22 protein-coding genes, 1 tRNA gene and 1 pseudogene are annotated in these 26,607 nt (G+C 73.9%); 11 read left to right on the top strand and 13 right to left on the bottom strand.

Going from position 1 to position 26,607, the window contains the following annotated elements:
* Positions 1 to 248 precede the first annotated feature (248 nt).
* Positions 249 to 1,523, top strand: coding sequence for a peptidoglycan-binding protein (locus OU787_RS16420; RefSeq protein WP_268659780.1), 1,275 nt, complete (start codon positions 249 to 251; stop codon positions 1,521 to 1,523).
* A gap of 31 nt (positions 1,524 to 1,554) precedes the next feature.
* Here the strand turns inward: OU787_RS16420 and OU787_RS16415 are convergent, their stop codons facing one another.
* The 6 genes from OU787_RS16415 to OU787_RS16390 form a co-directional block, all read right to left on the bottom strand.
* Positions 1,555 to 2,211 carry a TrmH family RNA methyltransferase gene (locus OU787_RS16415; RefSeq protein ID WP_030464477.1) on the bottom strand — a complete coding sequence of 219 codons (657 nt, stop codon included), beginning with the start codon at positions 2,209 to 2,211 and terminating at the stop codon, positions 1,555 to 1,557.
* Positions 2,208 to 3,218 carry an FUSC family protein gene (locus tag OU787_RS16410; RefSeq protein WP_268659779.1) on the bottom strand — a complete coding sequence of 337 codons (1,011 nt, stop codon included), beginning with the start codon at positions 3,216 to 3,218 and terminating at the stop codon, positions 2,208 to 2,210. The genes OU787_RS16415 and OU787_RS16410 overlap by 4 nt, the downstream gene beginning before the upstream one ends.
* Entirely contained in the window at positions 3,143 to 4,354 is a 1,212-nt protein-coding gene (locus tag OU787_RS16405; protein WP_268659778.1) for an FUSC family membrane protein, read from the bottom strand. Before OU787_RS16405 ends, OU787_RS16410 begins: the two co-directional genes overlap by 76 nt.
* A 36-nt stretch (positions 4,355 to 4,390) precedes the next feature.
* The gene (locus OU787_RS16400) at positions 4,391 to 5,428 is read right to left on the bottom strand and encodes an HTTM domain-containing protein (protein WP_268659777.1); all 1,038 of its coding nucleotides are present in this window, start codon (positions 5,426 to 5,428) and stop codon (positions 4,391 to 4,393) included.
* Positions 5,425 to 6,051: a DUF5819 family protein gene (locus OU787_RS16395; protein ID WP_268659776.1), complete on the bottom strand. Its 627-nt coding sequence runs from the start codon at positions 6,049 to 6,051 to the stop codon at positions 5,425 to 5,427. The genes OU787_RS16400 and OU787_RS16395 overlap by 4 nt, the downstream gene beginning before the upstream one ends.
* 61 nt (positions 6,052 to 6,112) lie before the next feature.
* Positions 6,113 to 7,234, bottom strand: a complete 1,122-nt coding sequence (locus OU787_RS16390) for a rhodanese-like domain-containing protein (protein WP_268659775.1) — start codon at positions 7,232 to 7,234, stop codon at positions 6,113 to 6,115.
* 214 nt (positions 7,235 to 7,448) lie between these two features.
* Here OU787_RS16390 and OU787_RS16385 point away from each other — a divergent pair.
* Together OU787_RS16385 and OU787_RS16380 are read left to right on the top strand one after the other, a co-directional pair.
* Positions 7,449 to 7,589 (top strand): annotated as a pseudogene (locus OU787_RS16385) (PAS domain-containing protein); the annotation flags it as partial.
* A gap of 835 nt (positions 7,590 to 8,424) precedes the next feature.
* Positions 8,425 to 10,107: an ATP-binding SpoIIE family protein phosphatase gene (locus OU787_RS16380; protein WP_268659774.1), complete on the top strand. Its 1,683-nt coding sequence runs from the start codon at positions 8,425 to 8,427 to the stop codon at positions 10,105 to 10,107.
* 16 nt (positions 10,108 to 10,123) lie between these two features.
* On the opposite strand, the gene OU787_RS16375 is transcribed toward OU787_RS16380, so the two are convergent.
* Together OU787_RS16375 and OU787_RS16370 are read right to left on the bottom strand one after the other, a co-directional pair.
* A complete protein-coding gene (locus OU787_RS16375) occupies positions 10,124 to 10,780 on the bottom strand; it encodes a hypothetical protein (RefSeq protein ID WP_157852065.1) in 657 nt (218 codons plus the stop codon).
* A gap of 319 nt (positions 10,781 to 11,099) precedes the next feature.
* A complete protein-coding gene (locus OU787_RS16370) occupies positions 11,100 to 12,842 on the bottom strand; it encodes a phosphatidylglycerol lysyltransferase domain-containing protein (protein ID WP_051816457.1) in 1,743 nt (580 codons plus the stop codon).
* Between the two features lie 224 nt (positions 12,843 to 13,066).
* Between OU787_RS16370 and OU787_RS16365 the strand changes: the two genes are divergently transcribed.
* Both OU787_RS16365 and OU787_RS16360 read left to right on the top strand, forming a co-directional pair.
* Complete coding sequence (locus OU787_RS16365) at positions 13,067 to 13,735, top strand: response regulator (RefSeq protein ID WP_123553941.1); 669 nt, start codon at positions 13,067 to 13,069, stop codon at positions 13,733 to 13,735.
* Between the two features lie 124 nt (positions 13,736 to 13,859).
* Positions 13,860 to 14,936, top strand: a complete 1,077-nt coding sequence (locus OU787_RS16360) for a sensor histidine kinase (protein ID WP_268659773.1) — start codon at positions 13,860 to 13,862, stop codon at positions 14,934 to 14,936.
* Positions 14,937 to 15,036: 100 nt separating this feature from the next.
* Here the strand turns inward: OU787_RS16360 and OU787_RS16355 are convergent.
* Positions 15,037 to 15,120: transfer RNA gene (locus OU787_RS16355), tRNA-Leu, on the bottom strand.
* Positions 15,121 to 15,473: 353 nt separating this feature from the next.
* Here OU787_RS16355 and OU787_RS16350 point away from each other — a divergent pair.
* The 6 genes from OU787_RS16350 to pknB all read left to right on the top strand — a co-directional run bounded on the left by OU787_RS16350 (position 15,474) and on the right by pknB (position 23,765).
* Positions 15,474 to 16,346 carry an FhaA domain-containing protein gene (locus OU787_RS16350; protein ID WP_030457665.1) on the top strand — a complete coding sequence of 291 codons (873 nt, stop codon included), beginning with the start codon at positions 15,474 to 15,476 and terminating at the stop codon, positions 16,344 to 16,346.
* Positions 16,347 to 16,358: 12 nt separating this feature from the next.
* Positions 16,359 to 16,883: an FHA domain-containing protein FhaB/FipA gene (locus OU787_RS16345; RefSeq protein ID WP_268659772.1), complete on the top strand. Its 525-nt coding sequence runs from the start codon at positions 16,359 to 16,361 to the stop codon at positions 16,881 to 16,883.
* Positions 16,884 to 16,928: 45 nt separating this feature from the next.
* Positions 16,929 to 18,437: a PP2C family protein-serine/threonine phosphatase gene (locus OU787_RS16340; RefSeq protein ID WP_268659771.1), complete on the top strand. Its 1,509-nt coding sequence runs from the start codon at positions 16,929 to 16,931 to the stop codon at positions 18,435 to 18,437.
* 34 nt (positions 18,438 to 18,471) lie between these two features.
* A complete protein-coding gene (locus OU787_RS16335) occupies positions 18,472 to 19,977 on the top strand; it encodes an FtsW/RodA/SpoVE family cell cycle protein (protein ID WP_268659770.1) in 1,506 nt (501 codons plus the stop codon).
* Positions 19,974 to 21,431 (top strand): peptidoglycan D,D-transpeptidase FtsI family protein, encoded by a 1,458-nt coding sequence (locus OU787_RS16330; protein ID WP_268659769.1) that lies wholly within the window; start codon positions 19,974 to 19,976, stop codon positions 21,429 to 21,431. Before OU787_RS16335 ends, OU787_RS16330 begins: the two co-directional genes overlap by 4 nt.
* 282 nt (positions 21,432 to 21,713) lie before the next feature.
* On the top strand, positions 21,714 to 23,765 hold the full coding sequence (gene pknB / locus OU787_RS16325; protein WP_268659768.1) for a Stk1 family PASTA domain-containing Ser/Thr kinase: 2,052 nt from the start codon (positions 21,714 to 21,716) through the stop codon (positions 23,763 to 23,765).
* Between the two features lie 78 nt (positions 23,766 to 23,843).
* On the opposite strand, the gene OU787_RS16320 is transcribed toward pknB, so the two are convergent.
* From OU787_RS16320 to OU787_RS16305, 4 genes are all read right to left on the bottom strand, one after another.
* The gene (locus OU787_RS16320; RefSeq protein WP_268659767.1) at positions 23,844 to 24,578 is read right to left on the bottom strand and encodes a class E sortase; all 735 of its coding nucleotides are present in this window, start codon (positions 24,576 to 24,578) and stop codon (positions 23,844 to 23,846) included.
* Positions 24,579 to 24,596: 18 nt separating this feature from the next.
* Positions 24,597 to 25,283: a class E sortase gene (locus tag OU787_RS16315; protein WP_268659766.1), complete on the bottom strand. Its 687-nt coding sequence runs from the start codon at positions 25,281 to 25,283 to the stop codon at positions 24,597 to 24,599.
* Positions 25,284 to 25,560: 277 nt separating this feature from the next.
* Positions 25,561 to 26,223 carry an aminodeoxychorismate/anthranilate synthase component II gene (locus tag OU787_RS16310; protein ID WP_030457657.1) on the bottom strand — a complete coding sequence of 221 codons (663 nt, stop codon included), beginning with the start codon at positions 26,221 to 26,223 and terminating at the stop codon, positions 25,561 to 25,563.
* A gap of 58 nt (positions 26,224 to 26,281) precedes the next feature.
* A complete protein-coding gene (locus OU787_RS16305; protein WP_014137037.1) occupies positions 26,282 to 26,452 on the bottom strand; it encodes a hypothetical protein in 171 nt (56 codons plus the stop codon).
* Positions 26,453 to 26,607: the final 155 nt, after the last annotated feature.

The raw sequence follows: 26,607 nt of genomic DNA, 5'->3' as shown, positions 1-26,607 counted from the left end.
CTTCCCTATCCTTCCCTTTCCTTCCCGTTTGCTCCCTTTCGTTCCGCTTCCTTCCACTTCCTCCGCTTTCCTCCCTTTTGCCCCTTTCCTCCCGCTCTCGTCGGCCGCCCGCCACGCCCGACCCCGCGGTGCGGGCGTTCACCCGAACCGCCCTGCCGGACCGCCCATCGGGTGGTCCGCACCGCTCCCCCCGGGGAACGTGAGTCCCACTCAGCGCCCCATCGAGGAGAGGCAGGACCCCCGTGCTGATGGAGTTCAGCGACGTCGAACCGGACGCCGCCTGCGGCTGCCCGGCCTGCGCCGACCGCCGCCTGGCCCGCTCGCTCGCCGCCCGGTCCGGCCGGTGCTCCGCCCGCGGAGCCCGCCGCGCGGCGGTCCTGCTGGCCGCCGCCGGCAGCATGCTGGGCACCGCGACGGCCGCCGTCGCCGCCGCCCCCCGCACCGACAGCAGCCCGTCGATACCCGACGCCCCCCAGGGCGAAGTCGCCGGACCGTACGGCGCGGACACCGCCGCCCGCCGCTCGATAGCCGCCCAGCCCGCCACCACCCGGGCCGAGATCCTGCAGCGGGCCCGGACCTGGGTGGCCCAGAAGGTGCCGTACAGCATGAGCAGGTACTGGTCGGACGGCTACCGCCAGGACTGCTCCGGCTTCGTCTCGATGGCCTGGGGCCTGGGCACCAGTCAGACCACCTGGACCCTCCCCGACTTCGCGGACCGGATCTCCAAGGACGACCTGCAACCGGGCGACGCCCTGATCTACAACAACCCCGACAACCCCCAGGGCGGCTCGCACACCGTCCTGTTCGGCGGCTGGCTGGACACCGCGCACACCAGGTACACCGCCCTGGAGCAGACCCGCCCGGGCACCACCGAACGCAGCACCCCGTACGCGTACTGGAGCAACGCGAGCGGCTACCTCCCCTACCGCTACCGGGGGTTGAGCCAGCCGATGCCCGCCCCGGACGCCGACGCCTTCCCCGGTGCGGACAAGTTCGGGCCGGGGAAGGTCAACCCGTACGTGACCAGGCTCGGGAAGATGCTGGTGGACCGCGGCGGCGGCCGGTTCTACCACGAGGGGCCGAGCCCGGACTGGGGCGAGGCCGACCGGAAGGCCACCGAGGCGTTCCAGCTGGCCCAGGGCTGGCGCGGCGCCGAGGCCGACGGCTACCCCGGCAAGGACACCTGGGACCTCCTGGTGCACCACAAGGGCAAGGACGTCCCGCCCGCCGACCCCGCCACCCCCGCCCCGCCCCCGCCGACCGTCCCCACCGCCCCGGCCGCCCCGCCGCCCTTCCCCGGCGCCGACCGCTTCGGCCCCGGCCGGGTCAACGACGACGTCCTGCTGCTCGGGCGGCAACTCGTCCGCAAGGGCTTCGCCGCCGCCTACCGGGAGGGCCCCAGCCGGGACTGGGGCGAGGCCGACCGCCTCAACGTCCAGGCCTTCCAGCGCGCCCAGGGCTGGACCGGCTCCGAAGCCGACGGCTACCCGGGCCCCCACACCTGGCGCCTGCTCTTCACCTGACCCCCGCCCGGGAGCACGCCCCGGACCCTCCTCACCCCGCAGCGTGCTCCCGCACCCACGCGTGCATGGCGATCGCCGCCGCCGCCCCCGCGTTGATCGACCGGGTCGACCCGAACTGCGCGATCGAGCAGACCGCCGCCGCGTGCTCCCACGCCTCGGGCGTCAGCCCCGGCCCCTCCTGCCCGAACAGCAGCACGCAGCGCTCCGGCAGCCGGAAGGTCTCCAGCGGCACCGCGCCCGGCAGGTTGTCGATGCCGATCACCGGCAGCCCACGCTCGGCGGCGTACGCGGCCAGCGAGGCCACCGACCCGTGGTGGCGCACGTGCTGGTACCGGTCGGTGACCATCGCGCCGCGCCGGTTCCAGCGCCGCCGGCCGACGATGTGCACCTCGCCGGCCAGGAAGGCGTTCGCGGTGCGCACCACCGAGCCGATGTTGAAGTCGTGCTGCCAGTTCTCCACCGCGACGTGGAAGCCGTGCCGCCGGGTGTCCAGGTCGGCGACGATCGCCTCGTGCCGCCAGTAGCGGTAGGCGTCGACCACGTTGCGGCGGTCCCCCGCGGCCAGCAGTTCCGGGTCCAGCCGGGGGTCGTCCGGCCACGGCCCGGGGTGCGGGCCGACGCCGATCTCGCGGTCGTCGCCCAGGTCGTCGTACTGCTCGCCCAGCTGGGGCGCCGAGGTGTCGCTCACACCCCCAACGGTACGGGCTCCGGACGGGCCGGCTGCGGCCGCGTCCGCACCGCGCGCTCCAGCTCGGTGAGGGCCTGCATGACCAGCCGGGCACCGGCCCGGGTGACGTCGATCCGGTCGTCCCGGGGCAGCGCGGCGAGCTGGTGGTCCCAGGTCCGGTGGGCGTCGCGGAGCAGCGCGAAGTCGACGTCCTGGCCGAGCAGGACCGCGGCCGCGGCCAGCGCGGTGGCGTCCCGCAGCTCCTCGCCGAACGCGGCCGCGCCGGGCACCGGCGGGGCGTCCTCGGGCGGCAGGTGGGCCTCCAGCAGGACGGTGCAGCGGTCCAGCATGCCGACCGCCGAGCGGGCCTTGTCGAACTGCTTGCGGGTCAGCTCCCGCACCTGCTCGTCGTGCCGCACCGGCTCCACCTCGGCCCGGTCCAGCGCCGCCAGCATCTCGCTGCGCGCCTCCCGGACGTCCAGCAGCGCCGGCCGGACGTCCTTCTCGGCGTGCCCGCCCGCCGGGTCCCCGTACGCGCCGAACACCGCCGCCGCGTACCGCCCCGCCGAGGCCAGCCACTCGGCGAGGCGCTCCGGCAGCCGGGCGGTCTGCCAGGTCGGGAACAGCGCGTACGCGGCGAGCGCGACGAAGCCGCCCAGCAGCGTCATCGACACCCGGTCCACGGCCAGCCGCACCGGGTCGCCGGGCTGCAGGCCGAGCAGGAACACCACGTACGAGGAGATCGCCACCGTCATCACCGCGTACCCGGTGCGCATGGTCAGGTAGGCCAGGCCCATGCAGCTCACCGCCAGGACGGCCAGCACCCAGTCCCCGGGGTCGAACAGCTGCACCACCGCGGTGGACACCAGCACCCCGGCCGCGGTGCCCGCCACCCGGGCCACGCCCCGGCTGAAGGTCTGCGCGAAGTCGGGGCGCATCACCATCGCCGAGGTCATCGGCGCCCAGTAGCCGTGCTCGATCCGCAGCAGCCGGGACGCCAGGTAGGCGGAGGTGACCACCAGGGCCATCCGCGCCGCGTGGTGGAAGATCGCCGAGTGCCGGTGCAGCTGCCGCCCGACGGTGGCCAGCGCGGCGGGCACCAGCTTGACCAGCGGCGGGCGGCGCAGGCCGGTGGTGGGCGCGGTGCGGGACTGCACGGTGGTGCGGTCCTGCCGGTCGAGGCGGTCGGCGGCCCGGCCCAGCAGGCCGGAGAGCCGGCGGGCGGAGCGGCGGGCCGCGCCGCGCAGCCGGTCCTCGCCGCTGCCGCTGCCCGGGCGGGCCAGCGCCAGGCCGGGGTGTCCTTGGGCAGCCGGACGGGGTCGCCGCTGCGGATCGCCCGGGCCAGCGCGTCCAGCACCTCGGCGGCGGCGGACAGCACCTCGCGGGCCCGGTCCCGTTCGGCGCCCTCCTCGGCGGCGCCCACCCGCGGGTCGGCCAGCGCGGCCAGCGCGGGGCGGATCCGCTCGGCGATGGTGCGCAGGCCGCGCAGCTCGGGCGGGCGGCGCTTGGCCTGCCAGGCGGTCAGCGCGGCGGCCTGCCGGCCGACGATGAACGGCTCCGGGTCGACCTGCGCCACCGGGTCGTGCCGCAGCCGGCGGGCGTAGTCGCCGAGCCCGGCGTAGATGTCGGCCAGCGCGTCGCGCTGGGCCCGCCAGCTGTCGATCGGCCAGACGGTGACCACCAGGGCCTGGACGGCGCCGCCGACCGAGCAGAGCAGCCCGTGCTCGACCGCGGTGGGCACCGACACCGGCAGCTGCACCACCACCATCATCACGGCCAGGGTGTTGGCGGCGACCACGCCCGCGGTCGGCCCGATCGCCCAGGCCAGCCCGGCGCCGAACGCCCACAGCGCGAGCAGCACCGGGAACGCGCCGGGAATGCCGACCGCGACGTAGCCCAGGAAGGTCGACAGGCCGAGCCCGGCCGCGGCCACCAGGGCCAGCGAGGCGCGCGGGCGGAACGAGCGCTGGAAGGTCGCGGTGCCCGCGATGAACGCGCCCATCGCGGCCGAGGTGGCCTGCGCGGGCCCGTACAGGAACAGCGCGGGGAAGACCACCAGCGCCGCGGCGACCGCCCCGCGCAGCGCGCGCCGGGGGTTGGTCAGCGAGCGGTCCACGGTCAGCCCGGCCCGCGCGGTGTCGCGCAGGGCCGTGAACCAGGACATACCGCGAGCTTATCGACTTTTCGCCCGGCGGCCCGGTCAGTCGTCCGGACCGCCCGCCGACCCGCCCACCGGCTCGCCGACCGGCTCCCGCTCCCGCCGCTCCCGCCGGCCGGCCGTGCTCCGCGCCCACCGCTCGGCCAGCCGCTCCTGCGCCCCCACCAGGAACGCGGTCGGCAGGAACACCGCGTCCGCGGAGACCATCGCCAGCGAGAAGAACGGCAGCCCGAGCAGCACCGCGATCGCCAGGTGCTCGCACACCATCACCGCCAGCAGCACGTTCTTCAGCCGCCGCGCGGCCAGCGAGAACGGGAAGCCGACCTGCATGACCACGGTGCCGTAGGTCAGCACGAAGGTGACCAGCAGGCTGCCGCCGAGCAGCCCGGACAGCTCCGGCCAGGGCGTGAAGTACTCCAGCTTCAGCGGGTAGAAGACGGCGGTGCCGTCCTGCCAGCGGGCGCCCTGCACCTTGTACCAGCCGGCCGTGGCGTACACCAGCACCACCTGGACCGCGATCACCAGCATCGCGCAGTTGTGCAGCATCGCGGCCAGCGCGTCGGCCAGCGCCCGCGGCTCGCCCCACTCCGACGGGTGCCGGCCCGGCCGGCGGGCCCGGCGGCGGGCGTCCAGCGACCAGACCGTCCCGCAGCGGGTGAACACCAGGTAGATCGCCATCAGGTGGACCAGGTTGTCGCCGCCGTCGCCGAGGAACACGTTGCGGTTCTGCAGCGACAGCACGGTCAGCGCGAACAGCACCGCGGACGCCCGGGTCCGCCAGCCCAGCGCCATGGCGCCCGCCGACAGCAGCGCCAGCAGGTACACCGCCTCGAACCACCAGCGGCCGTCGCTCCAGGACAGCGCGGTGAAGGCGTGGGTCTCGGACAGCAGCCGGCCGTTCAGCTCCGCCGACCAGGCCGACCGGTCCCCGTACAGCACCCGCCGGTTCGGCCACTCGCGCAGCAGGTAGGCGCCCCAGGTGCCGGCGGTGCCGATCCGCACCACGGCGGCCTGGTAGGGGACGAGGGTGGTCAGCAGGCGCGGCAGCGCGGCCCGGACGGCGGAGGCGGCGGACCTCACGACAGGCCCCGCCGGTCCTCGGGCTGCACCGGCCACCAGGGCAGCTCCCGGACGTGCGGCGCGGTGTCGACCTGCTCGCCGCTCCAGCGCGGCGGGGCCACCGCGGTGACGGTGGCCCGCAGCTGGACCTGGATCACCCGGTCGCCGCCGGGGCCGATCCGCTGCAGGGCGATCCGCTCCAGGTACTGCTCGGCCAGCTGCCCGCGGCTGCCGGCCGCCGCCCGCCCGTCGCCGTCGCCGTGGGTGGACTCGTAGAAGTCCCAGGCCCGGCGCAGCAGGTTCTGGTCCAGGTGGCTGGGCGCCGGGTCGTGCCGGATCGCCGCCCAGTCCTCGGCGGTCAGAGCGCGCCACTCGCCGGTGGCCACCCGTCCGTCGGCGCCGATGGTCTGCACCCGGGCGTCCACCGCGACGTTGCGCTGCAGCGGGTCCGGCGCGAACAGCTTCCAGTTCTGCTCGAACTCCGGGTAGACCACCGCGTCCACCTGGGAGCGGTACTCCTTGGACACCGAGTTCGCGGGCGCCACCGCCAGGAAGAGCGCGCCGAGGAACGCCAGGACGCAGGCTCCCAGCCCCACCCCGGCGACCACCAGCACCACCCGGGCGGGCTTGGACCAGACGCGCACGGCCGACATCCTGCCGCACCGCCCACGCGTTCGAACAGGGGCCGGGGCCCTTGCGCCCGCCCTACAGGACGAACGGCTCCTGCCCGCCGCCGCTCACCATCGGGCGGCCCGCGGCCTCCCAGGCGAACATCCCGCCGTCCACGTTGACCGCGTCCCGGCCGCCCGCGACCAGGTACTGCACCACCTGCGCGGAGCGCCCGCCGACCCGGCACAGCACGTACAGCCGGCCCTCGGGCAGCTCGTCGAGCCGGGCCACCACCTGGCCGATCGGGATGTGCAGCGCGCCCTCCACGTGCCCGGCGTCCCATTCGTCCTGCTCGCGGACGTCGAGCAGGGCGGCGTCGGCGGGCACCGAGGCGGCGTCGGCGGTGGGCAGCTGAGCGAACATCGGGGGAGTCTCCTGGGGTGCGTGGGACGGTTCGTTCCCGCCATTGTCCGGCAGCAGCGCGGCCAGCCGCGCCTGCCGGTCCGCGGCGGTGGCCAGCAGCTGCTCGGCGAGGTCCTCCAGCAGCCGCTCCGGCTCCTCGGGGCGCAGCAGCAGCAGCTCGCCCATCGGGGTGCGCTCCAGCCGGACCCGCTCCACGGCCAGCGCGGTGATCCGGCCGGTCAGCCACTCCAGGCGCTGGCGCAGCCAGCCCAGCCGGTCGGGGGAGTCGGCGGCGGGCGCCGAGTCCGGCGAGGAGGACCACTCCTCGGCCAGCCGCTCCAGGCCCTCGGTGTCGGCCAGCGCGTACGCCTCGTTGACCCGGGCGATGAACGCCGAGCGGCGCTCCTGCTCGGCCGGGTCGGTGGTCAGGTCGGGGTGGGCGCGGCGGGCCAGCTCGCGGTAGACCCGCTGGGCGTCCCGGTCCGGCCGCACCCGGCGGGCCTCCGGCTCGCCCTCGCGCGGGCCGCGCTCCTGCGGCGGCTCGACCCGCTCGCGGGCCTCCCGGGCCCGCCGCAGGTCCTCCGGGTCGCCGCTGAGCGCCGCCACCGACTCGGCGATCAGCGCGTCCAGCTCGTCCAGTTCGGCGTACAGCGGGCCGAGCAGCTGGTGGTGGGCCAGCGCGAAGTTGTCGATCTCCACCCGCAGGGTGGCCACGTCGACGTCCAGGGTCAGCCAGGCCAGCTCGGCCGCCGCGACCCGCTCCTCCAGGTCCTGCCGCTCCGGGTCCGCCCACACCTCGACGCTCGGTACGCTCACCCTGGCCACCCTACCGGGGCCCGGCACACCGCCGTCCGGGTGACGGCGGGGCACGCCGGGGGCGCCCGGCGGGCGACACGCAACTGATACGGACGAATCTGCCCGATTGGCTACCTGCCCCCGGTGTCCCCGTGCTTCATTGGAGGGCGCACGCAAGGACGCGCGCACCGGCCAGGAGGAGCAGCAAGCACAACAAAGGGGCAGACCGATACCCATGGTGGACCAGCCCGATCCCACACCCCCGGCCGGAGTGGCCGCCCTGCTCCGGGTCGCCGCCGTGCTGGTCGACCCCGACGGCCGGATCGCGCTGTGGAACCGCACCGCGGAAGAGCTGTTCGGCCACCGCGCCGAGGCCGTCCTCGGCCGCACCGCGCACGGCCTGCTGCCCGCCGTCGAGCCCCGCCCGGACGGCTCCGGCCCGGCCCACCGCTGCGACGCCTTCGACACCCTCGACGACCTCACCCTGGACGGCCCGTGGGCCGGCCCGATGGCCGCGCACGACCGCGAGGAGCGGCTGCGCGACGTCCTGTGGTGGGCCTACCCGCTGGTCGAGCCGGTCGGCCGCTCGCTGCTGGTGCTGGCCGCCGACGCCCGCCCGCTGCGCGCCGCCGGCCCGCGGATCGCCCTCGGCGCACGCCTGCTCCCGTACGCCGCCGCCCCCGCCGCGGCCCGCCCGCAGCAGGTCGACGCCGTCCTCGCCCCGCCCGGGCCGGGCAGCGCCGAGGCGCTCGCCGGGCTGCTCCCGCCCGGCTCCGCGGAGCGCCGCCGCCGGCTGCTGGACGCCCTCGCCCTGGCCGGCCCGCCCGCGCTCCGGGTGGACGGCGCGGCCGGACTGCCGGTGGTGCCCCACCAGCCCTCCCCCGAGGGCGCCGGCACCGCCCGGGCCGCCGCCGGGATCGGCCGCCGCTACCCCACCGCGCAGCAGCGCGCCGCCCGCCGCGCCGCCGAGCGGCCCCGGGCACGGGTGCGGCGGACGCCACCGGGGTACGGATACCGGCTGCCGGGCCCGCGACGCCGCGGCCCGGCCGCCCCGTCCCTGGACCCCGCGACGCCGCCGCCCACGGCCCGACCCCGGGAGGCCCCGCCATCGACCCCGCCGCCCCCGACCCGATCACCGCCCCCTCTCCCCCGTCTCCCCCGTCCTGCCCGCCGCCGTCCCGCCCAGCCGGACGGCCTCCTCCGGCACCGGCGTGGAGGTGGTCCGCGGGCTGCCCGACGACGGCGACCTCGCCCTGCTCGCCTCGGTCGGCAGCCAGGTCGGCACCACCCTCGACCTGGACACCACCGCCCGCGAGCTGTGCGAGGTGCTGGTCCCCCGGGTCGCCGACTTCGCCTGCGTCGACCTGCTCGACGGCCTGATCTCCGACTCCGAACTGCCCGTCGCCCTGCCCGACGACGCCACCATGCTGCGCCGGGTCGCCCGCACCTTCAACGCCTCCTCGCAGCGCTGGAACCACGTCCTGGACGAGGGCGCGCTGATGGCCATGCCCCGCTCCACCCCGCCCGGCCTGGCCCTGCAGGAGAACCAGCCGGTGCTGGTCCCGCTGATCTCGGCGGACGTCGCGGTCGACTACGCGGCCGCGCTCGGCGGCCCCGAGCTGGAGCCCGCCGTGGTCGGCCGCTCGATGCTGGTGCTGCCGCTGTCCGCCCGCGGCACCGTGCTGGGCATCCTCAAGCTGCTGCGGCTGACCGACCGGGCGCCGTTCACCCGCTCCGACGCCGACACCCTCAAGGAGATCGCCGCCCGCGCCGCGCTCTCCCTGGACAACGCCCGGCTGCACCGCGCCGAGTCCAAGGTCGCCACCACCCTGCAGCGCTCGATGATCCCGACCCGCCCGCCGCGGATCCCCGGCGTGCAGATCGCCCACCGCTACATGCCGGGCGACCGCAAGGCCGAGGTCGGCGGCGACTGGTTCGACGCCATCCAGCTCCCCGGCAGCCGGGTCGCCCTGGTGGTCGGCGACGTGATGGGCCACGGCCTGCACTCGGCCGCCGCGATGGGCCGCTTCCGCACCGCCATGCAGACCCTGGCCGCCCTCGACCTGCCGCCCGCCCAGCTGCTGCGCCACCTCGACAACCTGGCCCACAAGCTCGGCGACGACCACCTGGCGACCTGCCTGTACGCCGTCTACGACCCGATCAACCGCACCTGCGAACTCGCCTCGGCCGGCCACGTCCCGCCCGTCCTGGTCCACCCCGACGGCCGCGGCGAACTGCTGGAACTGCCCTCCGGCGCACCGATCGGCGTCGGCGGGGTGCCGTTCCAGACCAAGAAGATCGACGTCTCGGACGGCTCGATGCTGGTGCTCTGCACCGACGGCCTGGTCGAGGTCCGCGGCGGCGACATAGGAGCCGGCCTGGCGGCGCTCTGCGGCAACCTGATCGACCCCAAGCAGACCCCGGACGAGGCCTGCGACACCGTGCTGAACACCCTGCACTCCGACGACCGGCAGGACGACATCGCCCTACTGGTGGCCCGCTTCGACGGCGTCCCGCCGACCGAGGTCGCCACCTGGCAGCTCGGCGTCACCGAACTGGAAGTCGGCCGGGCCCGCCGGCTGGTGCGCGACCAGCTCGCCGCCTGGCAGCTGACCGCGCTCGCCGAGACCGTCGAACTGCTGGTCTCCGAACTGGTCACCAACGCCGTCCGGGTGGCCCGCTCCGAGGTGCAGCTGCAGCTGATCCGGGTCGACAAGCTGCTGGTCGAGGTCAGCGACGACAACCACAACCTGCCGTCGCTGGAACCCGCCGACTCCTTCTCCGAACACGGCCGCGGCCTGAACCTGGTCAGCAAACTGGCCGAGAAGTGGGGCACCGCCCGCAAGGCGGTCGGCAAGGTCGTCTACTTCGAGATGCCGCTGCCCCGCGGCTGACCGCCCGCCCGCCGGGTCAGGGCGTGACCGCCCTGGTCCGGCCCTGGGCGGCCACCGACGCGGCCGCGCCGACCCCGGTCAGCACCCGCGGCCAGTAGTCGCCGAACACCTCGACCCAGATGGCGATCAGGACGGCGGTGCTGATCGCCACCAGGTGCTCCAGCCCCGCCAGGTTCGGCAGCAGCAGCGCCTCCACCAGCATCGACAGCGCCACCGCCCCGCCCGTCCACCACGCCCGGCAGCGCAGCGCCACCACCACGGCCAGCGCCACCACCGCCGCCGAAGGACCGGTGTCCCGCACGTGCGCCACCCAGCGCGGGAAGCCCAGCGCGTGGTGCGGGCCCAGCGCCACCCCGACCCGGGCGAACAGCGTGCCCGCCAGGGTGCAGACGTACGCCACCACCAGGGTCAGCCGCCGCCCCAGCACGATCTCCGCCACCCCGAACACCAGGAACACCTGGGCCAGCGCCCCCCACACCGGCAGGTCCAGGGCCGGCACGTACAGCGACAGCGGGGTGCGCAGCAGCGACACGTCCAGCGGCAGCGCCGCCTTCACCACCCCGATGTCGGCCACGAACCGGTCCCCGCCCGGCAGGTGCTGGACCACCGAGAACAGCATCACCAGCGCGGTCGCCGCGGTCGCCAGCGGCACGGCGGCGAATTTCCGCCGCACCACCTGCTCCTTCACGGAAGCGAAAAGCTCCCCCCACTCCGCGACCGCGGCCCGGCGGAATACCGCCCACCACTCCGGTCGCACGCCCCCCGCGTGGGTGATCTTCTCCACGACCCGGTTCTCCCGTCCGATTCCGTCCCGACTCGCGCCGTCGATTCTTCTACGCCTCGCCACCGACGATACGCATCGGATTAACCCGCGGCATCAGCTTCGAAGACCATTCGCGGCGTCATCCTGGGGTCTGACATCCGGCCCGCTCCGCCCCCCGGCGGAGGGGCCCCGCCCCCGTCCCGCGCCGTACCCGGCCGGGAAGACTTCCTCACTTGTGCCGGCGGCGGAACAGGGCCGGCATGGTGGGCGCCGTGATGAAACCCTCCGCGCGGGCCGAGGCGATGCCGATCCGGGGAATCTCGCCGCTCTTCTCGAAGAGCAGATAACGCGGTTCCCAGATCGGCCGGTATTTCGCGTTCGCCCGGTAGAGCGACTCGATCTGCCACCAGCGGGAGAAGAAACCGAGCACCGAACGCCACAGTCGCAACACCGGGCCTGCACCCAGCTTCGAGCCGCGCTCGAAAACCGAGCGGAACATGGCGAAGTTCAGCGAGACCCGTTCCAGTTCGACCTCCTTCGCCCGCTGCAGGAGTTCGATCACCATGAACTCCATCAGGCCGTTCTCGCTGTCCCGGTCGCGCCGCATCAGGTCCAGCGACAGACCGTGCGCGCCCCACGGCACGAAGCTCAGCAGCGCCCGCAGCTCGCCGTCCCCGTCGAAGCACTCCAGCATCACGCAGCGCCCGTCGCCCGCGTCGCCGAGCCGGCCCAGCGCCATCGAGAAACCGCGCTCGGTCGCCCCGTCCCGCCAGTGGTCGGCCTTGGCCACCAGCTCGGCCATCTCGCACTCGGGGATGTCCCCGTGCCGGCGGATCCGCACCGTGTACCCGGCCCGCTTGACCCGGTTGTACGCCTGCCGGACCACCCGCATCGCCCGGCCGTCCAACGAGAACTCGTCCAGCTCGACGATCGCCTCGTCGCCCAGCTCCAGCGCGTCCAGGCCGTGCCGGGCGTAGATCACCCCGGCCTCCTCGGAGGCGCCCATCACGGCCGGCACCCAGGCGTGCTCGCGGGCCTCCGACAGCCAGGCGTCGATCGCCCCCGGCCAGGCCTCCGGGTCGCCGATCGGGTCGCCGGAGGCCAGCGTGACGCCGCCGACCACCCGGTAGGCGATCGCCGCCTTCCCGGACGGCGAGAACACCACCGCCTTGTCCCGGCGCAGCGCGAAGTACCCCAGCGAGTCCCGCTCGCCCTGCTTCTCCAGCAGCTCGCGCAGCCGGCTCTGGTCCTCGTCGCTCTGCAGCTCCTCGCCGCGCGGCGAGCGGAACGCCACGTACAGCACGAACAGGAACAGCACCGCGCTCATCGCGTTGATCGCCGCGTTCACCCAGGTCGGGACCGAGACCACGTCGAGGACCCGCTCCGAGGGGTTCAGCGTGATCATCCGGTGCACCGCGTAGCTGAACCGGGTGCCGAAGCCCGCGCCGGCGACCTCGTTGGTCAGCTGCACCAGCACCGAGCCGATCAGCCCGCCCAGCAGCAGCCCGCCGACCGCGGCGGCGGCCGCGGTCTTCGGGTTGGAGCGGTCGCCCTTGGAGGTGAACTCCTTGCGGGAGACCAGCAGCGCCACCAGGAACAGCCCGGTCAGCACGATCGAGAAGTAGTTCCAGGGGTGGTCCCGGTAGCGGTCGCCCCAGGCCATCCAGGCCAGGTAGCCGAGGAACGTCAGCCCGGCCAGGCCGGTGTTGAAGATCCACGCCGCCCGTTTGCGGCGGCGCATCGCCACCGCCAGGAACAGCGCCAGCACCACCGTGGTCAGGCCCGCGGTCATCAGGTAGGGGGTGAAGAACTCCCCCTCGTTGTGCCGTTGGACCTGGTCCCGGAACGGCACCGACAGCACCGCCGCCAGGTTGAGCAGGGCCATCAGCCGCAGGTACCAGACGGTCGACGCGGCGGCTCGCGGGCGCCACCGTGCCAGCGGACCCGGGCCCTCGCCGCTCGTGGGGGACACGGCTGAGGAAGCCGTCTTCACAGTGGACACAGCAACCATTCCAGACGATCGATCACGGGGGCGCATCCGCTCGCGGTTCGGCGCACTCCACCCCGATTTCCATGGTTGCCCAGCCAGGATGAGAATTGCGTGAATCCGGTAGCGGATTCCCACCCCCGCCGATCGGCGGGGGTCGTGGACCGCCCGGCACCGAACCGCCACCAGCGGGAGAGACAGGGAGAGACATGCCGCCGACCCGGGTCCTGATCGTGGACGACGAGGTGCTGGTCCGCTCCGGGCTCGGCCTGATCGTCGGCACCGCACCCGACCTGGAAGTGGTCGGCGGCTGCTCCGGCGGCCAGGCCGAACAGCTCGCCCGCGAACTCGCCCCCCGGGTCGTCCTGCTCGACGTCCGGATGCCCGACCTGGACGGCATCAGCGTGCTGCGCCGGCTGCGCGCGCTGCCCGACCCGCCCGCCGTCGCCATGCTCACCACCTTCGACACCGACGAGCACATCGGCACCGCGCTGCGGGCCGGCGCCGCCGGGTTCCTGCTCAAGGACACCGCCCCCGAGCAGCTGGTGCACGCCGTCCGGGTGCTCGCGGCCGGCGGCAGCGTGCTCTCCCCGACCGTCGCCCGCACCGTGATCAGCGGCTACGTCGAGGGCGGCGGCCCCGACACCGCCGCCGCCGGCCTCACCGGCCGGCTCACCGGCCGCGAGCTCGACGTCCTGGCGCTGCTCGGCGAGGGCCTGTCCAACGCCGAGATAGCCGACCGGCTGTTCCTCGGCACCGGCACCGTCAAGGACCACATCAGCGCGATCCTGGCCAAGCTCGGCGCCGCCAACCGCGTCCAGGCCGCCGTCATCGCCCACCGCGCCGGGCTGGTCCGCGACCGGCAGGACGGCGAGTGACCCCCGAGGCCGCCGAGGCCCCCGCGCGTACCGGAGCCCCCGCCGCGCCCCCGGGCCGCCCGCCGCCCCGGGCTCCCGGCTCCGGGCCCTGCTGCGCTCCCCGCGCACCACCCTGCTGGTCCCGGTGCTGCTGGCCGCGATGGACTCCGCCCTGGTCGCCAAGGGCTCCGCGCCCTGGCAGCTGGCCCTCTCCGCGCTGTCCGTCGCCGCCCTGCTGCTCCGCCGCCGCCTCCCGCTCACGGTGGCCCTGCTCACCCTGCCCGGCGCGTTCTTCAACGAGATCTGGCTGGCCCCCGTCACCGCCGTCTACTCGGTCGCCGCCGCCCGCCCCCGGCCCCCCGTCCCGGTCGCCTGCGCCACCGCCTTCGCCCTGGTCGAGTTCTTCCACTGGCCGTTCGACCCCGGCCTGTTCGAACTCAGCCGGGACAACGCGCTGTACGCCATCCAGTCGGTGATGCTCGGCGCCGGACCGGCCGCCCTCGGCATGCTGGTCCGCACCCGCGGCGAACTCGCCGAACGGGTCACCGAACTCACCGCCGGCCGCCAGCGCGAGAGCCGGCTGCTGGCCGAGAAGGTGCTGGCCGCCGAACGCGCCCGGCTCGCCCGCGAGATGCACGACGTGGTCTCCCACCAGGTCAGCCTGATCTCGATCCAGGCCGGGGCGCTGCAGGTCGCCAGCACCGACCCGGCCGCCCGGGACGGCGCCCGCACCATCCGCGAGCTCTCCGTCCGCACCCTCGACGAGCTCCGCCAGATGGTCGGCGTGCTGCGCGCCGCGGGCGTCCCCGGCACCCCGCTCGCCCCGCAGCCCACCCTCGCCGACCTGCCCCGGCTGATCGACGGCAGCGGCCTGGCCGTCACCCGTCGCCTCGACCCGGGCCGCCGGAACTGGCCCGAGGCCGTCGAACGGGCCGCCTACCGCACCGTCCAGGAGGGCCTCACCAACATCAGCAAGCACGCCCCCGGCGCCCCGGTCACCGTCCGGGTCACCGCCCGCGGCGGCCGGCTGCACGTCGAGGTCCGCAACGGCCCGCCGCCGCTCCGCCCGACCGGCGCCGGCCAGGACACCGCCCCGCTGCCCGGCGGCGGCCACGGCCTGATCGGCCTGCGCGAACGCGCCGCCCTGCTCGGCGGCACCTTCACCGCCGACCCCACCCCCGACGGCGGCTTCGCCCTGCACGCCGTGCTGCCCGCCCCCTGAGCCGCCCCGGACCGTTCCGGGGCACCGGCACCTGCACCTGCAACCTGATCCGGAGAACGAGAAAGCCCCGCAGATCCTGAGGATCTGCGGGGCTTCGCTGTGCGCGAGGGGGGAGTTGAACCCCCACGCCCTTTCGGGCACTGGAACCTGAATCCAGCGCGTCTGCCTATTCCGCCACCCGCGCATGGGTGTTGTCTTCAGTTGCTTACCGCTTCTTCCGACCTGTCGAGAAGCTTACCGCATCTCTCGGGGTCTTCCGTTCGGCTCCCTCTCGGGCGCCCCTTCCGACATGGAAAACATTAGCACGCCCCACGCCGTACCTGCGAATCCATTCCGACCGGCCCCCCGGCACGGGTCCGCCCGGCCCGCAACCGGAGGCCGGGCGAACGAGTGAGCGGGCCGCCCGGCGGGTACCCCTCCGGGCGCGACCTAGGCGGGGAACCGTACGGAAGGGCCGGGCGTGGATACGATCAGTACGGAAGTACCGCTTTCCAGCCGACGAGCCGGCCCGTCCGACGCCCTGAGAGGGGGTGCCCCGTGGGAGTCCTGAAGAAGTTCGAGCAGCGACTCGAAGGTCTCGTGAACGGCACCTTCGCCAAGGTGTTCAAGTCCGAGGTCCAACCGGTGGAGATCGCCGGCGCCCTGCAGCGCGAGTGCGACAACAACGCCACCATCTGGAACCGGGACCGCACGGTCGTCCCGAACGACTTCATCGTCGAGCTCAGCCCGCACGACCACGAGCGGCTCAGCCCCTACGCCACCCAGCTCGGCACCGAGCTCGCCGGGATGGTCCGCGAGTACGCGGAGGCCCAGCGGTACAGCTTCATGGGGCCGCTCCAGGTCGCCCTGGAGAAGGCCGACGACCTGGACACCGGCCTGTACCGGGTGCGCAGCCGCACGCTGGCCGCCGAGGAGCCCCAGCGGGCCCCGGCCGCGCCGCCCGCCGCCCAGCCCGGGTACGGCCGCCCGCCGACCCCGCCCGCGCCCGGCGCCCCCTGGCACCAGGGCGCGGCCCCCGCCGCCCCCTACGGCGCACCGCCGCCGCCCGCCGCCCCGCCCGCGATGCCGTCCGCCCCCCCGGCGGCCGGGAACGTGCGGCCCTTCCCCGGCGCGGGCCACGGCGGCGCCGGCACCCGGCGCTGGATCGAGGTGAACGGCGCCCGGCACCAGATCAGCCAGAATGCGGTGGTACTGGGCCGCTCCACCGAGGCGGACATCCGGATCGACGACCCCGGGGTGTCCCGCAAGCACGCGGAGATCCGTCCCGGTACGCCCGCGATGGTCCTGGACCTGGGGTCCACCAACGGCATCGTGGTGGACGGGCAGCACACCCAGCGCGCTACGCTCCGCGACGGCTCCCGGATCGTCCTGGGGTCGACCACCATCGTCTACCGACAGGTCGAAGGGTAGAAGCGGGCCGGTATGTCTGATCTGACCCTGACGGTCATGCGGCTGGGCTTCCTCGCCGTCCTCTGGCTGTTCGTCATCGTCGCGGTGCAGGTGATCCGCAGCGACCTGTTCAACACCAAGGGCGCGGCGCGCACCGCCCAGCGCTCCAGTGCCCCCGCGCCCGCCCAGGCCGGCCCGGGCCGCGCCCCCCAGGGGCAGCCCACCGCCGCCGCGCAGCAGGCGCAGGCCCGGCAGCGCCGCGGCCAGCCCACCCACCTGGTGGTGACCCAGGGATCGCTGGCCGGGACGACCGTCGCGCTGCAGGGCCAGACCATCACGCTGGGCCGGGCGCACGACTCCACGATCGTGCTGGACGACGACTACGCGTCCTCCCGCCATGCCAGGATCTACCCGGATCAGGCTGGGCAGTGGACGGTGGAGGATCTAGGCTCCACCAACGGCACCTATCTGGACCGGCAGCGGCTCACCACGCCGACGCCGCTCCAGATCGGCGTGCCGATCCGAATCGGCAGGACCGTCATCGAGCTGCGGAAGTAGTCAGCGCATGAGGACCAGCTCCACCCGAAGGAGGGCCCGGACAGCATGAGTCTCGTGCTGCGCTTCGCCGCCGGCTCGCACAAGGGCCTGATCCGTGAAGGGAACGAGGACTCCGGCTACGCCGGGCCCCGGCTGCTCGCGGTGGCCGACGGCATGGGCGGGGCGGCGGCCGGCGAGGTCGCCTCCTCGGAGGTCCTCGGCTCGATCGTCCGGCTCGACGAGCCGCACCCCGGCGCCGACCTGCTGACCCTGCTCAACGAGGCGGTGCAGACCGCCAACGACCGGCTGCGGCAGATGGTCGAGCAGGACCCGCAGCTCGAGGGCATGGGCTGCACGCTCACCGCGCTGCTCTGGGACGGCCAGCGGATGGGCCAGGTGCACATCGGCGACTCCCGGGCCTACCTGCTGCGCGACGGCCGGCTCGACCAGATCACCCAGGACCACACCTGGGTGCAGCGGCTGGTCGACGAGGGCCGGATCACCGCCGAGGAGGCCGAGACCCACCCGCAGCGCTCGCTGCTGATGCGCGCCCTGGACGGCCGCGGCCAGGTCGAGCCCGACCTGTCGATCCGCGAGGTCCGGGCCGGCGACCGCTACCTGATCTGCTCCGACGGCCTGTCCGGCCCGGTCAGCCACCAGACCCTGGAGGAGACGCTCGGCAGCTACTACGCGCCCGAGCAGACCGTCCAGGAGCTGATCCAGCTGGCGCTGCGCGGCGGCGGCCCGGACAACATCACCTGCATCGTCGCCGACGTGATCGACGTCGGTGCCACCGACCCGCTCAGCGGCCAGGCCGCCGAGGCCCCGATGGTGGTCGGCGCGGTCGCCGACACCCAGCCGCACCACTTCAACGACCCGCAGCTGCTGGACACCCCGGCCGGCCGCGCCGCCGGCCTCGGCCGCGGCCAGGCCCCGCAGGGCGCCTTCGGGCCCGCCCAGGGCTACGAGGGCGGCTACGAGCAGCAGCCCGGCTACGGCGCCCCCGCGGGCGACTTCGGCCCGCCGGAGGGCTACGGCGCCCCGGCGGACGACTTCACCCAGGCCGGCTTCCCGGCCGGCGAGGGCGGCTACGGCGCGCCCGGCGAGGAGTTCGACCAGGACGCCCCGGTCGAGCGCCGGAAGAAGAAGCGCGGCCTGAAGCTCACCCTGATCGGGGTGCTGGTGCTCGCGGTGCTCGGCGCCGGCGGGTTCTTCGCCTGGCAGTGGAGCCAGGACCAGTACTACGTCGGCGTCCAGGACGGCCACGTCGCGGTCTACCGCGGCCTCGACCAGAACCTGGCCGGCCTCGAACTCAGCTCGGTCTACCAGCCGTACGCCGACGTCGAACTCAAGTACCTGCCCGCCTACCAGGCGGACCAGGTCGCCAAGAAGATCCAGGCCGACGGCCTGGCCGACGCCCGGAAGCAGGTCGAGGTGCTGCGCACGCAGGCCGCCGTCTGCAAGAAGGTCGCCGAGTCCAAGACCGCCCCGGCCGCCGGGGAGGGCACCGCGCCGTCCGCACCCCCGCTGACCGAGCAGGAGCAGCAGCTCGCCGCGTCCTGCCCGGCCCAGTAGGGCCGCGGGCGAACCCGGGGGGTTTCACACAGGCATGAGCACCTTCGACGTGAGCGGCGGCCGCACGCCCGCCGCCGGGCGGCGGCGGGCCACCGCCCGGACCGCCCCGGACGCCGTGCCGAACCGGCGCAACACCGAGCTGCTGATGCTGGCCTTCGCGGTGGCCATCCCGATGTTCGGGTACGCCAACGTGGGGCTGGCGATGGACGGCACGCTGCCCGCCAACATCCTGGCCTACGGCCTGGGCCTGGGCGTGCTGGCCGGCGCCGCGCACCTGGCGGTGCGCCGGTTCGCCCCGTACGCCGACCCGCTGCTGCTGCCGCTGGCGACGCTGCTGAACGGGCTCGGCCTGGTGATGCTCTGGCGGCTCGACAAGGCCGGCAAGCTGCTGCGCAACAACTTCCCGGCGACCACCAACCAGCTGATGTGGTCGGGCCTGGGCATCGGGCTGTTCGTCGGCGTGATGCTGCTGCTCAAGGACCACCGGATCCTGCAGCGCTACACCTACATCTCGATGGTGCTGGCGCTGGTGCTGCTGGCCGCGCCGGCCTTCTTCCCGTCCCGGGCCGAGGACTTCGGCGCGAAGATCTGGATCCGCTTCGGCTCCTTCTCGATCCAGCCCGGCGAGTTCGCCAAGATCATCCTGACCATCTTCTTCGCCGGCTTCCTGATGGTGAAGAAGGACGCCCTGGCGCTGGCCAGCCGCAAGTTCATGGGCCTGTACCTGCCGCGCGGCCGCGACCTCGGGCCGATCGTGGTGGTCTGGCTGCTGTCGATCCTGATCCTGGTGTTCGAGACCGACCTCGGCACCTCCTTCCTGTTCTTCGGCCTGTTCGTGGTGATGCTGTACGTGGCCACCGAGCGGACCAGCTGGATCGTCTTCGGCCTGCTGATGTCCTTCGGCGGCGCCGCGGTGGTCGCCACCAGCGAGCGGCACGTGAAGACCCGCATCAACGCCTGGCTGGACCCGATGGCGGCGTTCGGGCCGCACCCGCCCAAGGAGTCCTCGGAGCAGATCGGTCAGACCCTGATGTCGCTGGGCTCCGGCGGCACCGTCGGCACCGGCCTGGGGCAGGGCCGCAGCTGGCTGATCCAGTTCGCGGCGAAGAGCGACTTCATCCTCGGCTCGTTCGGCGAGGAACTGGGCCTGACCGGCCTGATGGCGGTCTTCCTGGTCTACGGCCTGGTGGTGCAGCGCGGCCTGCGCACCGCGCTGGCCGCCCGCGACCCGTTCGGCAAGCTGCTCGCGGTCGGCCTGAGCTCGGCGTTCGCGCTCCAGGTGTTCGTGGTCGCGGGCGGGGTCACCGGCCTGATCCCGCTGACCGGCATGACCATGCCGTTCCTGGCCCAGGGCGGTTCCTCGGTGGTGGCGAACTGGGCGCTGATCGCCGTCCTGATGAAGATCAGCGACACCGCCCGCCGCCCGGCCGTCGAACCGACCCCCGAGCCGGTCCCGGCCATCCCGGAGCCGGCCGGTCCCGACCGGTACGGGCCGCCCGGGTACGGAACGCCGGACCAGAGCAGGGGAGCGTCCTCGTGAACAAGCCGATCCGCCGGGTGTCGATCTTCTGCCTGGTCCTGGTGCTGGCGCTGATGGTCCGGGTGAACTGGGTGCAGGGCGTGCAGGCCTCGGCCTGGGCGGGCAACCCGCACAACGACCGGGTGAAGTACGACCGGTACGCCTACCCGCGCGGCAACATCATCGTCGGCGGGCAGCCCGTCACCAAGTCCGACTTCGTCAACGGCCTGCGCTACAAGTACAAGCGCTCCTGGGTGGACGGGCCGATGTACGCGCCGGTCACCGGCTACTCCTCGCAGATCTACGACGCCAGCCAGCTGGAGAAGCTGGAGGACCCGGTGCTGTCCGGCACCGACTCCCGGCTGTTCTTCCGCAACACCCTGGACATGCTGACCGGCAAGCCCAAGCAGGGCGGCGACGTGGTCACCACCATCGACCCGAAGGTGCAGAAGGCCGGCTTCGAGGGCCTGGGCAACCGGAAGGGCGCCGCGGTGGCGATCGACCCGCGCACCGGGGCGATCCTGGCGCTGGTCTCCACCCCGTCCTACGACCCGAGCACCTTCGCGGGCGGCGGCGACAGCGACTCCGCGGCCTGGACGGCGCTGCAGAACGACCCGAACCAGCCGATGCTGAACCGGGCGCTGCGCCAGACCTACCCGCCCGGTTCGACGTTCAAGCTGGTCACCGCGGCGACCGCGTTCGAGACCGGCAAGTTCAAGAACCCCACGGACACCACCGACACCCCGGAGACGTACATCCTGCCGGGCACCAGCACCCCGCTGGTCAACGACAGCCCCGACGAGCCCTGCACGAACGCCACCCTGGCGGCGGCGATGGCCATCTCGTGCAACACGGTGTTCGGCAAGATCGGCGCCGAGCTCGGCAAGGACGCGCTGCGCTCGCAGGCCGAGAAGTTCGGCTTCAACAACGACAAGGTGGACGTCCCGATCCGGGCCGCCGCCAGCTACTACCCCAGCGGCTCCTCCCCCGACGGCACCGCGATGGACGCCATCGGCCAGCACGACACCCGGGCCACCCCGCTGCAGATGGCCATGGTGGCGGCGGCGATCGCCAACAACGGCTCGCTGATGCAGCCGTACCTGGTCTCCCAGGAGGGCTCGGCGGGCAACGCCATCTCCACCCACTCCGAGCACCAGCTGAGCCAGGCCGTCTCGCCGGACACCGCGCAGAAGCTCCAGCAGCTGATGGAGGCCGTGGTGAAGGACGGCACCGGCAAGCGGGCGGCCATCCCGGGCGTGACGGTCGGCGGCAAGACCGGCACCGCGCAGCACGGCCAGGACAACGCGGGCAAGCCGTTCGCCTGGTTCGTCTCCTACGCGAAGGACTCCGGCGGCAAGCAGGTCGCGGTCGCGGTGGTGGTCGAGGACGGCGCGGCGCAGAGCTCGGAGATCTCCGGCGGCTCGATCGCGGCGCCGATCGCCAAGTCGATGATGCAGGCGGCGCTGGGCAAGTAGGTCCGGTCAGCTCCGTCACATTCCGGCCGCCGATCCTCGATCGGTGGCCGGAATTGTCACAATGGGACGGTCCTGATCGGTACCGGTCTGGTCTCAGCTGACGATCCGCACCGGTCCGCTCAGGTTCGCCCGGTAGCGTATCCGCCAGCAGCGGGTGTACCCGCAGCCGGAAGACCGGGGCCGGGGCCGTGGAACCGCGGCGGCGGCCGGCGCGTCCGAAGAGAGCGTGCGGGGACACCTACGTCACATCCTCACCGACCGGTGGGGGAGAGGGTCGGAGATATGGAAGAGCCTCGTCGCCTAGGCGGCAGGTACGAGCTCGGCGGCGTCCTCGGGCGCGGTGGCATGGCCGAGGTGTACCTCGGCCACGACACCAGGCTCGGCCGTACCGTGGCCGTGAAGACCCTCCGCACCGACATGGCCCGCGACCCCTCCTTCCAGGCCCGCTTCCGCCGCGAGGCGCAGTCCGCGGCCTCGCTCAACCACCCGGCCATCGTCGCGGTCTACGACACCGGCGAGGACTACATCGACGGGATCTCCATCCCGTACATCGTCATGGAGTACGTCGAGGGCTCCACCCTGCGCGAACTGCTGCACACCGGGCGGCGGCTGCTGCCCGAGCGGGCGCTGGAGATGACCATCGGCATCCTGCAGGCCCTGGAGTACTCGCACCGGGCCGGCATCGTGCACCGCGACATCAAGCCCGCCAACGTGATGCTGACCCGGCAGGGCAACGTCAAGGTGATGGACTTCGGCATCGCCCGTGCGATGGGTGACGCCGGCATGACGATGACCCAGACCTCCGCGGTCATCGGCACCGCCCAGTACCTCTCCCCCGAGCAGGCCAAGGGCGAGACCGTCGACGCCCGCTCCGACCTGTACTCCACCGGCTGCCTGCTGTACGAACTGCTGACCGTACGGCCGCCGTTCGTCGGCGACTCGCCGGTCGCGGTGGCCTACCAGCACGTCCGCGAGGAGGCCGCCCCGCCGTCCTCGTACGACCCCGAGGTCCGCCCCGAGATCGACGCGATCGTGCTCAAGGCGCTGGCCAAGGAGCGCGACTACCGCTACCAGTCCGCCGACGAGATGCGCGACGACATCGAGCGCTTCCTCGACGGCCTGCCGGTCGCCGCCGCCCAGCAGGCGGCCTACGGCATGGGCGCGGCCGGCTACGGCTACGACCAGGGCGGCGGGCAGTACGACCCGTACGGCCAGACCAACGTGCTGCCCCAGCAGGGCGGCGGCCCGACCACCGTGCTGCCGCCGGTCGGCAACCAGCAGCCCGCCCCCTACGGCGGCGGCTACCAGAACAACGGCTACGGCGGCGGGGACGACGGCGGCTACGAGGGCCGCGGCAGCCGGCGGCGCGAGGACCCGCCGAAGAAGAACAACACCTCCTGGATCGTGCTCGCCGTCGCGGCGGTGCTGGTCCTGGTCGGTGCGTTCTTCGTGGTGCAGTCCATGGTGAAGACCGGCGGCTCGAACGCCGGGAAGACCAGCGTCCCGACCCTGACCGGCATGAGCCTGGACGACGCGACGGCCGCCGCCAAGGCGCAGAGCGCCAAGCTCAAGGTGACCGCCGGAGACCCGGCCGCCAGCTGCCCGGACCCGAAGGTCCAGAAGGACCAGGTCTGCACCCAGAGCCCGGCCGCGGGCGGCCAGATGGCCGCCGACGGCACGATCACGGTGCACCTGGCCGCCGCCGCGGCCCAGGTCGACGTCCCGGACGTCACCGGCCAGGCCAAGGACGCCGCGAGCAAGTCGCTCAAGGACAAGGGCTTCGACGTCAAGTACACCTACGCCACCGACGACAAGGTCGATCAGGACAAGGTCATCTCGCAGGACGTCAAGGGCAAGGCCGCCCCGGGCGCCACGGTCACCCTGACGGTCTCCTCCGGCCAGCAGAAGGTCCCCGTGCCGAACGTGATCGGCAAGGCTGTGGACGACGCCACCCAGATCCTCGCCACCGCCGGCTTCACCGTCACGCCGACCAACAAGATCGTCACCGACCCCACCCAGGCCGGCCAGGTCCTCGACCAGAGCGTGAAGAACACCCAGGCCAAGCAGGGCACCGCGATCACCATCACGGTCGGCCAGCTCGCCGACAAGGTCCCGATGCCGATCACCGAGGGCCACACCTACAAGCAGGTCATCGCCGACCTGCAGAAGAGCCACCTCCAGTCGGTGGTGGTGAACGGCGGCCCGCAGGACGACAACGCGATCGTGATCAGGAGCGACCCGCCGGCCAACACCCTCATCCCGCCGAACAGCACGGTCCAGCTGTGGACCAAGGCCGGCGACAGGACGCCGTCCGACCCCACCACGAAGCCGTAGCGCCACGGCCGCAGCGACGCCGAGGGGCCGCCCCGTTCTTCCCGAACGGTGCGGCCCCTCGGCCGTCCTGGTGCCCCGTCAGCGCAGCTCGGGCGGCGGGGTGCGCTGCGCGTCCACCGGGTCGACCCGGACCAGCTGGGCCCAGACCGCCATCCGGTAGCGGGAGGTGTACACCGGCGTGCAGGTGGTCAGCGTCAGGTAGCGGCCCGGGCCGGTGAACGGCGAGCCCTCGGGGACGGGCGCCACCACGCCCACGTCGTACTTGGAGGTCTGCGGCAGCGTCCCGGCGACCCGGTAGACGTACCAGGCGTCCCTGGTCTCCACCACCACCGGGTCGCCCGCGGCCAGCTTGTCCAGGTCGTGGAACCTGGCGCCGTGCCCGTCCCGGTGCGCCGCCAACGTGAAGTTGCCCTCGGCGTCCCACGGCATCGCCGAGCGGTACGGCTCCTCGTAGACCCCGGCCACGCCCTCGTCGAGCACCTCCGCGGTGGTGCCCATCCGGATCAGCGTCTGGTTGCCCCGGCCGAAGGCCGGCACGTGCAGGAAGCCGACGCCGTCCCCCGCCCCGTACTGCGGCACCGGCGCGGCGGCGGCACCGGCGGCCGGGGGCGCCGCCGGGACGCTCCAGGTCTGCCGCAGGCGGCCCGCCGCCTGCCCGGCGGCCCGGTCGGCCACCACGTCCGTCCACCACAGCGAGTACCCGACGAACAGCGCCAGCACCAGCCCCAGGGTGACCAGCAGCTCCCCCAGCAGCCCCAGGACCCCCGCCGTCCGTCCGCGCCGCCCGCGCCCGCCCCGCATGGCTGTGCCCATGGTGCCGTGCCTCGCTGCTCAGTGTTGCCCGGTCAGCGCCTCCGGCTGGCCCTGGCTCCTCGGCCGTTCCTCGACCATCTTGCCAAACACGATCAGCCTTCCCCGGGCACTGAACTCCGGCGTGCATGTCGTCATGGTGAGGTAGCGCCCCGGCGCGGTGAACGGCGAGCCCTTCGGGACGGGTTGGAGCACCGTCACGTTGCTCGGCGGGGTCTCCGGGATGCCGCCGGCCACCTCGTACGTGTAGTACGCCGTCGCGGTCTCCACCACGATCCTGTCGCCCGGCACCAGCTGGCCGATCTTCCGGAACGGCTGTCCGTGCGTGGTGCGGTGCGCGGCGACGGCGAAGTTGCCCGCCTGGTCGGCCGGCATCGCGGTGCCCGCGTAGTGGCCCACCAGGCCGTGGTCGAGCACCTTCTGCTTGTCGGTGCCCTCGGCGATCGGGTAGTCCAGCCCGAGCTTCGGGATGTGGATGATGGCGAAGCCCTGCCCGGGCTCGAACGCGGTGGGCTGCGGGGCGGGCGCGGTGCCCCCGCCGGCCGGCGGGGCCGGCTGCTGGGCCCACTGCTGCTCCAGCTTGCTGCTGGCGGCCCCGGCGTCCCGGTCGGCCAGCACGTTGGTCCACCACAGCTGGTACGAGACGAACAGCAGCATCACCGCGCCCAGCGTGATGAACAGCTCCCCCACCAGCCGGGCCAGCACCACCCGCCGGCGCTCCTTCGGGCGCGGCGGCCGCGGCCCGGCGGGCCGCCCGGTGGCCCGGCGGCGCCCGGTGCCCGGGGCGCGCAGACCGGACGGCCCTCCCCGGCCCGGCCGCGGGCCGTCCGGCCGCCGTCCGGCCGGGCCACCGGCTCGGCCGGGCGGGCGGCCGGGAGCCGCAGCTTCAGGGTCTGCTCGGCCGGGGCCTCGTAGACGCTCCAGTCCTCCGGATCCCCGAGCTCCTCGGGGACGCCCCCCTCCGGGCGCACCGCGGCCACCGGCGTCAGCTCCGGCCGATGACCGGGGCGAGGCCGGCCGAGCGGCCCACCGCCTCCGGGAAGCCGCACTCGGCGAGCCAGTTGGCGAGCATCCGGTGGCCGCCCTCGGTGAGCACCGACTCCGGGTGGAACTGGACGCCCTCGATCGGGAGTTCGCGGTGCCGCAGGCCCATGATCACGCCGCTGTCGGTGCGCGAGGTGACCACCAGCTCGGCGGGCACGGTGGCCGGGTCGACCGCCAGCGAGTGGTAGCGGGTGGCGATCAGCGGCGAGGGCAGGCCCTCGAACACGCCGCCGTCCTCGTGCAGCACCGGCGAGGTCTTGCCGTGCAGCAGCTCGGGCGCCCGCCCGACCACCGCGCCGTGCGCCACCGCGATCGACTGCAGGCCCAGGCACACCCCGAACAGCGGCAGCCCGGCCGCCGCGCAGTGGTGCACCATCTCCACGCACACCCCGGCCTCCTCGGGCGTGCCGGGCCCGGGGGAGAGCAGCACCCCGTCGTAGCCCTCCTCCCCCGCCCGCGGCCGGGCGTCGGCCACGGTCAGCTCGTCGTTGCGGACCACCTCGCAGACCGCGCCCAGCTGGTACAGGTACTGGACGATGTTGAAGACGAAGCTGTCGTAGTTGTCGACCACGAGGATCCGGGGCGCTCGGCCGGCGGAGGTCATCGCTACTCCTGGGGTACGGGTGCGTCGGGGGACGGACGGAGGCGGAACGGCGCCGTTCTCAGCCGCCGGCGCCCTGGTCCACCGTCACGTTCCCGAAGGGGAGCAGCGGCTCGGCCCACGGGAAGACGTACTGGAACAGGACGTAGACCACCCCGAGGACGAGCAGCAGGGCGATCAGCGCACGAACCGGCGCGGGGCCCGGGAGATGCCGCCAGATCCAGCCGTACATGGTGCTCCTCGGTGATTCGGGTCTGCACAAGCGTAGACGCCCGTCCGCCCGGCCCAGGAGGGTATCGGCGCAACAGGCCGGTCCCGGTCCGGTCCTGGGCGGGTTCCGGCCGGTTCCTGTCCGGGTCGCGGACCGCTCCTGGCCGGCAGCGGTCC

The sequence above is a fragment of the Kitasatospora sp. YST-16 genome (assembly GCF_026802215.1).
Lineage (GTDB): Bacteria > Actinomycetota > Actinomycetes > Streptomycetales > Streptomycetaceae > Kitasatospora > Kitasatospora cineracea.
The sequence above is the reverse complement of the archived record's forward strand: the minus strand, read 5'-3'. Positions and strand labels throughout refer to the sequence as shown.